Source organism: Emticicia aquatica, from assembly GCF_923079645.1.
GTDB lineage: Bacteria > Bacteroidota > Bacteroidia > Cytophagales > Spirosomataceae > Emticicia > Emticicia aquatica.
The window spans coordinates 22,614-29,281 of sequence record NZ_CAKLPY010000010.1 but is presented as its reverse complement, the minus strand read 5'-3'; the positions used below and the strand labels follow the sequence as shown (position 1 = coordinate 29,281).

Genomic DNA, 6,668 nt, shown 5'->3' with positions numbered 1-6,668 from the left:
GGGACATTTGATTAGAAAATTATTCAAAATCTTTGGTCTCCAACTAAAGCAAGCAAGTAAACGCTTGATAAATCTATTAATTAACTCAAAATCCAATCCTAAGCATCTTGCTTGCGGTCGTTGGAAAGTGTTTCTTTCTCTTACCGAATAATAAATAAACTAAGTTCTTCTTCTTTACTTGGTGACATTTTAGTTCTTTTGTGAAAAACAGATAAATATGGAAGGCGAATTAACACCGAAAGAAAGATTAGTTTACAACAAGGTAAACTTAGATTCATATAAAAGATTCTTTGACCAATCACAAGATTTTCCATTTGATACACAAACTCCATTAAAAACAGTAGTCGAGTATTATGATTTTATTGTCGAAATGTTAGATTCTATTGAAATTCCTACAAAGTTTGAGCAAGCAATAAAAGACAAAGATGTGTTACTTGAAAACTTAAATGATGAAAACTTGACCACCGAAAAAGCAGTAATTGTAATAGACCGACTGTATTCAATAACAGAGTGCGTTAATGATGTTATAGAGAGAAGGCCTAAGCCATCTATTTTAATCAAATAAAACAGGAATATTAATTTCATTTTTTCCATCAATCAAATGAAATTGAAGCCCATAAAACATTCTATGGTGAACTCCACAATAATACAAAGATTCGTCGCCTTCTAATTGGCTAAACCTTTCTCGGTATTTAACTAAAAAATCAATTGATTTATCTAATAAATCCAATCTACTTTCTTTACTTGGGATTCTATTGGTTTCGCTAAAAAACATATACTACATTAACATTTTTATAGTACAAATATACAAAATAAAGTTAATAAAAGCAAATTTAATTAGCTTAATAAATATCAATAAATGAATTATAAAATTTGCATATTAAGTATCGTATTATCTTTTACGGCTATTATAAATACTTGTTTTTCTCAGGATTCTAATTATCTATCTAAAAAATTAGATAGCCTTAAAAGTGAACAATCGAGGATGTTAAGTGATTTGGATAGAATAAATTCAGATATAGCCAAAGTAGAAAATCAAATAACGGCTTTAACGTTAAAAAACAATAGTATTTTGGGGTTTAAAAAAGTGAGCGTATTAACAAAAAATGAAATGCCATTTAGAAAAACGCCAGTATTGAATGGTAGTGCTTCGGATTTTATTCCAAAAGGTAGCAGTATTGAGGTAATTGACTATGAAAACGACTTTTTAAAAGTAATTTTTAATAAAAAAATTGGATATGTGTCATCACTGCAATTTGCAAATTACGATGAAGTAAAAAGTCAAGTAGATAGTTTATATGAAAGAGATAGGGTTATTCAGCTACAAAAAGAAGATGCTGCCATAAAAAACAAACAAGATGAAATAAATAAAAAATATGAAAAGTTAAGGGCATTGGGCGTGCCTATTGAATTATCAAAGGCGAATGTATCATATAATTCTATTGGAAATCCCGAAGCAATATTAGAAGTAAGAAATATATCGAACAAGATAATAGACGCTTTTGAAGTAGATATTTTGTGTTATGATAACTATAATAGACCAGTAAGTCATTATTTATATAAGACCAATAGATTCAAAGGCATATCGCAAGACGAAATTGAACCTTTTGATGAAAATTATTCTACATGGACATTACACGGACATGAGAATACTACCAAAATAAAGATAAACATTAAATCGGTTCATTTTAAAAATGGTACTAAATGGCTTCCAAAGACAAATATTGGTATCAGTGGAGAATAATACTATTTACGTATGAGATTTTATAATTTATTTAAGTCGCTATAAAATGAAGCCAACAGTTTGCCCAACCTGTAATTCAAAAGTTGATTCAATTGAATCAAAATCGCCCGAAGATATATATAAAAGAGTACTTGAAATTGGTAGCGAATGTCTAACCTGTGGAATAAGTTTTAATGTGTTAGTTCAAAGGCTTCAAGCTGAAAATTTTGAATTTGATAGTGGTGGGTGCTTAGAGCGTTGTGTTAGGGAATGGTTTTGGAACTCTTTCTTTCACGAAGAAGCACATTGTCCACACGAAAGTAGTGCAAATGACATTAAAAAACTTGATGAACATTTAAGTTGCAACTTTACAATGAGGTCTGATAGTTGCATGAAGCTGTTGTCGTTTAAAGAAGCAGAATTAAATAGAGCAAGTTCTGAAAAGAATTTTAAGTCCGCTAAGATGTCAAACAGGGTTGCTCTTATCGGTTTAGGGGTTTCTATTGTTACATTAGGATATTCGTTACGTAAAGATTATAATGATGAAAAAGAGCAAAAGAAAGAATTATCAGAAATAAAATTACTATTAAAAGAATCTTCCTTGTCAAGCAAAACTTTGAATACCAACATTGATACTTTAAATTCCAATATTTATCAGGCAAACAAGTATATCTCGGCTTACAAGGTGGTAAACCAAAAAAGAAAATAGTAATATATTCTATAAACTTGTTAAGCATATTTTACTTGCTACGTGATAAATGCAAAGTTCAAAGTGTTAATTCTCTGAATCTTTTTTTTAGTTCGTTTCGTTCATCGTTACCTTCGACACGAGATTAGGGAAACATTCAAAGGCTTTGTTCTCGAAAATTTCTCGGTTTATACTATATTTTTTAGTCCAAAGCACACAACTTTACTTGGGACGGCATATTGGCGTTGTCATTTAAAGTTGGTTTGATTCCAACTCTAAGCAAGTGCGTAAACGCCTTAAAATCAATTAATTAAACCAAATTAAATCCCCCAGCATCGCACTTGCGAGTCGTTGGAAAAATTCTTTTCTTACCTTTTAATAAATAAACAAAGTAATTCTTTCCTTTATAAAGTCTTTATAATTACTTGCGACAAATTCAAACTGTTTAAATCTTTTCAATAATGGACAAAAAGGTGATAAGTAGTTTAGATGGTAAAAATGGTTTTGATGTTCGTTCAAATACTTGTTACATTTCCGCTTTGTTAGACGCTATTTTAGAAATGTATCCACATGAACATCGAGAAGAAATTAAAAATAAAATTCTTTCAAATGCTAAGGATAAATTTGATAAGGATGAAGAAGAAAGAAATATACTAAAATCTTTATGATGGTTTACCATATTCATCAGCAATCCATTTATCAAGCCATTTTTCATCATTCGTTGAAAATCCTATTAAATTTCCTAAAATAACATTAATCTTATTTTTTGAAAGCCATTCCAAGTTTTCTAAAAGAATGTTTTGAGGTGTTATTTGTTCTGTTTCCATTTTATATATTTTCACATAAATATATACTATTTATTTTTAAAATGTTGCCAATGGTCTTTTGGGAGACGACCGAAATAATTTTTAACAGGTGTTATGAAAATTTTATGTTGTCCAAATTTATTACTTATTAAAGTATATAAATCATTGGCACTCAACTTTGTATTAATAAATAATGAACTTGGAAGATTTTGAAACCAAAATTCAATATCACTACTTTCGTTAAGAAAGGGCTTAACTAATTCAATATCATATTCAAATGAAAATACAACTATATATGTCTTAACCATTATTTTCTCCCTCGTTATATTCTGATAATTGTCGTGTTTGCTGATATTCTGCAAGTGTTAACTCGACAGGATTAATTGATACAACCCCACCTTTTTGAGATATTATATCTAATTTTTTATCTTCTAATCTAAAATTTTCCGATTGTAAAAGTTTAGGGTCTTTCAAAAATAATGCTAAATACATTGATAAAGAAAATAGTACAATTATACCCAATAATCCTATTAAACAGTAATCAATAATATTATTATCAATTAAATTTATAAAAACTAATATAGTGGGAATTATAATACCATCGAACCATACCAATGGGGCAAAAGCATTTGACTTATAGCCTGTTCTAACTATACCTGCCATATTGCTTATGTAACTTTGAAAATAATTCACAGTTTGGTGTTTTTTCCACAAACGTAATAGTTATATATCTATTAATCAAGATTTTCACATAAATATATACCTTTAAATAAACATTTGAAAAATGTCTTTTTACAATAGTGTTTTTCACATAAACTTGTCAAAAATTAAAACAAATTAAGGATATGTCAAAACTTACAAATAGTGAATTGCGAATTATAGGATTTTCAAAATCTGAATATAGATTTTCTATTTATCATATTGATTCAGATTTTAAAAACGTTGGGGGTGTTTATATATTTTCAAATAGACAGTTGGTGAATAATGAATATACACATACTTTGGTATATTGTGGTAAATCAAATAGTTTTCCAATTAGATTTCAAGACCATCATAAAGAATCTTGTATTAAAAGACATGATGCAAATTGTGTTTGTATTTTAGTAGAAGATTCGGAAGATAAAAGAGATCTTATTGAAAAGGATATTTTAATAAAGAATGATTTTAAATGTAATGATAAGCTAAATGAAGAATTGTTTTAAGTAGGAATTGGTAAATATTTTAAAACTTCAAAAACTTCTTTGAAAATATATGAAGTTGGTGAATAGTAATTATTTTCACCCTTTAAACAAATTACATAACAATGGTCATCTTTGATTATTTGACAAATTCCACCATATTCATCTTTTAAAGTTGCTATTGGAGAAACAAAACTTTTTGAACCATTTAAAATGATTTTACTATCTGTTTGAACTTGTTTATACATCACATTTTCTCATAAATATATACAAAATTACTTTTCTTGAAATTTACTTATAATATTCTTCAAATAGACATTTTCTTCCTTTAATTGAGCAATTATTTGTTCAAATAACTTTCTTTCATTTTCAAAACTTTCATTATGAACAACATACCCGTTCATAATTCCTGTTTGATTGTGCATTACATTAAAAACTAAACTTTCATTAAAGTTTATAATATCTTCTACTTTTATTCCCAAAATTGTGGCTATCTTTTCCAATTTTTGAACAGTTACTTCCGATTCATCTCTTTCAATCTTTCCATATCCTGTTGTAGTCATGTTCAATTCCTTTGCCATGTGTTCTTGTGTGTAATTACGTAATTCACGTAATTTTCTTACTTTATTTCCAATCAACATATCTTTTCAAATTTTGGTGAATAAATTATTCCCCAAAGGTCTTAATTATTCCTTACAGTTTTTATTTCTTCATCGAATTTTTATCTTTAAAACTTACTTTTGAGAAATTATAATTTGTAAATTCTCATACTTTTCATGGAAAGATTTAAAAATCCAACTGCTTATTTAATTATACTTGGAACAATTCTTTGTTTATCCTTTGTAACATATTACCATTACAAACCATCTGCTTTAAAAATACCTTTGAAAGACATTGATAAACATTTAGCTTATCAAAAGGAGAAAGGAATTGAATCTTTAGAAGAGTATAAACAATTATTAGAATTTTATCCAAATTCATTTGAAGCAAATTATTTATTGGCTAAATTTTATAGTAATAATCAATCAAAAATTAGTAGTGTAAATTCTAATGATGTTGAAAAACTATTATTAAAATCTTGGGAAGTGAATAGTAATTTTTTTGATAGTAATTTTATGTTGGCTCAAATTTATTATGATAAAGATGAAATATCAAAGGCTGAAAAATTTATAAAATTGGCTGAAAGTGTTGGTGGAAATAATAAAGGTGTTGGTGATTTGAAATCTAAAATTGATGATGTGATTTTATTAACAATGGTGAAAGACAGTGTATTACATAGATATACAAACGATGTTAGGAAATCATTATATACTGCACAAGAATTATATTCTTATTACACTTTTGTTGGTTATAATGAGTATTATCATTCATATATACAAAATATGGTTGAAGATTTAGACCACATTTCTTTAAGGTTTGATAAGTTAGAATATAATGGTAAAATAGTGAGAACGAGTGATATTAAAAAAGAATATCAAGGTTGTTTAGATAAAATAATTGAAAAAAAGAAACAAAATGAAATAGATAGACAAATAAGTGATATATGCGGTTTACAACCACAAAAAGAATTTTTAACAAATAGATTGAGTTTAAAATTTAGATTAATAGACATTTATCCAGTTGAACAGCTTGGAAATTGTAAATATTCGTGGCACGTAGAATTTTATGATACATATGGAAGATTAAACAATTATCGAATGACTACGGGAGTTAATAGAGATAAAATTGGAATAGAAGTTTTTGAAGTCTATAAATTATATTAAATAAAATTCAATACCTTTAAACAAACATTTTAAACAAATTAAGAAAATGAACAAAGAACAATTAGATAGTTTACAAGAAAAAGCAAAACCTTTATTGGAGACTAAATTCTTTATCGAAATGAATAATTTAGAAATTAAAGAATATATTTTTTCTGAAATTAGTCGTACTTTTGGAATAGGCGACCCAATGCAATATTCTATAAAAGGTAAATTAACATCCGATAATGGTGATGAAATAATTATTGACTTATCTAAAGTTGTGAAACTTATTGAAAATCATTTTGAGAAAAATCCATAAGAGTGTTCTTGTACAGCATGAACAAACATTTGTAAAAGCATCATTTTTGATTCATATGGAATATCTTCCTCACTATCATTAATGATGCTTTTTAAAACTTGTAAAAAATCTTCTTTTTCCTCTTTTGTAAGAGGTTCATTACTTTCAAGGTAATTTAGTTTTTCAACATAAAAATTAGCTTTACTTTCTAACATTTTTACTTCTTTTTTCAT

The 6,668-nt window shown here is 27.1% G+C and carries 13 protein-coding genes; 7 read left to right on the top strand and 6 right to left on the bottom strand.

Annotation, left to right across the window (positions count from 1 at the left end; genetic code table 11):
- Positions 1-217 precede the first annotated feature (217 nt).
- The gene (locus tag MJQ71_RS20630; RefSeq protein WP_238808842.1) at positions 218-565 is read left to right on the top strand and encodes a hypothetical protein; all 348 of its coding nucleotides are present in this window, start codon (positions 218-220) and stop codon (positions 563-565) included.
- On the opposite strand, the gene MJQ71_RS20625 is transcribed toward MJQ71_RS20630, so the two are convergent.
- Positions 554-775: a hypothetical protein gene (locus MJQ71_RS20625; RefSeq protein WP_238808841.1), complete on the bottom strand. Its 222-nt coding sequence runs from the start codon at positions 773-775 to the stop codon at positions 554-556. The two genes, MJQ71_RS20630 and MJQ71_RS20625, sit on opposite strands and share 12 nt — an antisense overlap.
- 84 nt (positions 776-859) lie before the next feature.
- On the opposite strand from MJQ71_RS20625, the gene MJQ71_RS20620 reads away from it, so the two are divergent.
- From MJQ71_RS20620 to MJQ71_RS20610, 3 genes are all read left to right on the top strand, one after another.
- Positions 860-1,744 (top strand): DUF5780 domain-containing protein, encoded by an 885-nt coding sequence (locus MJQ71_RS20620; RefSeq protein WP_238808840.1) that lies wholly within the window; start codon positions 860-862, stop codon positions 1,742-1,744.
- A 46-nt stretch (positions 1,745-1,790) separates the two neighbouring features.
- Positions 1,791-2,432 carry a hypothetical protein gene (locus MJQ71_RS20615; protein ID WP_238808839.1) on the top strand — a complete coding sequence of 214 codons (642 nt, stop codon included), beginning with the start codon at positions 1,791-1,793 and terminating at the stop codon, positions 2,430-2,432.
- A gap of 440 nt (positions 2,433-2,872) precedes the next feature.
- Positions 2,873-3,079, top strand: a complete 207-nt coding sequence (locus tag MJQ71_RS20610; RefSeq protein WP_238808838.1) for a hypothetical protein — start codon at positions 2,873-2,875, stop codon at positions 3,077-3,079.
- On the opposite strand, the gene MJQ71_RS20605 is transcribed toward MJQ71_RS20610, so the two are convergent.
- Both MJQ71_RS20605 and MJQ71_RS20600 read right to left on the bottom strand, forming a co-directional pair.
- The gene (locus MJQ71_RS20605; protein ID WP_238808837.1) at positions 3,074-3,238 is read right to left on the bottom strand and encodes a hypothetical protein; all 165 of its coding nucleotides are present in this window, start codon (positions 3,236-3,238) and stop codon (positions 3,074-3,076) included. The two genes, MJQ71_RS20610 and MJQ71_RS20605, sit on opposite strands and share 6 nt — an antisense overlap.
- Before the next feature lie 279 nt (positions 3,239-3,517).
- Positions 3,518-3,880 (bottom strand): hypothetical protein, encoded by a 363-nt coding sequence (locus tag MJQ71_RS20600; RefSeq protein WP_238808836.1) that lies wholly within the window; start codon positions 3,878-3,880, stop codon positions 3,518-3,520.
- Between the two features lie 182 nt (positions 3,881-4,062).
- Between MJQ71_RS20600 and MJQ71_RS20595 the strand changes: the two genes are divergently transcribed.
- A complete protein-coding gene (locus tag MJQ71_RS20595; RefSeq protein WP_238808835.1) occupies positions 4,063-4,419 on the top strand; it encodes a hypothetical protein in 357 nt (118 codons plus the stop codon).
- Here MJQ71_RS20595 and MJQ71_RS20590 read toward each other — a convergent pair.
- Both MJQ71_RS20590 and MJQ71_RS20585 read right to left on the bottom strand, forming a co-directional pair.
- Positions 4,416-4,643, bottom strand: coding sequence for a hypothetical protein (locus MJQ71_RS20590; RefSeq protein WP_238808834.1), 228 nt, complete (start codon positions 4,641-4,643; stop codon positions 4,416-4,418). The genes MJQ71_RS20595 and MJQ71_RS20590 overlap by 4 nt on opposite strands.
- 27 nt (positions 4,644-4,670) lie before the next feature.
- Complete coding sequence (locus tag MJQ71_RS20585) at positions 4,671-5,036, bottom strand: helix-turn-helix domain-containing protein (RefSeq protein ID WP_238808833.1); 366 nt, start codon at positions 5,034-5,036, stop codon at positions 4,671-4,673.
- Between the two features lie 135 nt (positions 5,037-5,171).
- On the opposite strand from MJQ71_RS20585, the gene MJQ71_RS20580 reads away from it, so the two are divergent.
- Positions 5,172-6,158 carry a tetratricopeptide repeat protein gene (locus MJQ71_RS20580; RefSeq protein ID WP_238808832.1) on the top strand — a complete coding sequence of 329 codons (987 nt, stop codon included), beginning with the start codon at positions 5,172-5,174 and terminating at the stop codon, positions 6,156-6,158.
- A 46-nt stretch (positions 6,159-6,204) separates the two neighbouring features.
- Complete coding sequence (locus tag MJQ71_RS20575; RefSeq protein WP_238808831.1) at positions 6,205-6,456, top strand: hypothetical protein; 252 nt, start codon at positions 6,205-6,207, stop codon at positions 6,454-6,456.
- Here MJQ71_RS20575 and MJQ71_RS20570 read toward each other — a convergent pair.
- The gene (locus tag MJQ71_RS20570) at positions 6,435-6,668 is read right to left on the bottom strand and encodes a hypothetical protein (RefSeq protein ID WP_238808830.1); all 234 of its coding nucleotides are present in this window, start codon (positions 6,666-6,668) and stop codon (positions 6,435-6,437) included. The genes MJQ71_RS20575 and MJQ71_RS20570 overlap by 22 nt on opposite strands.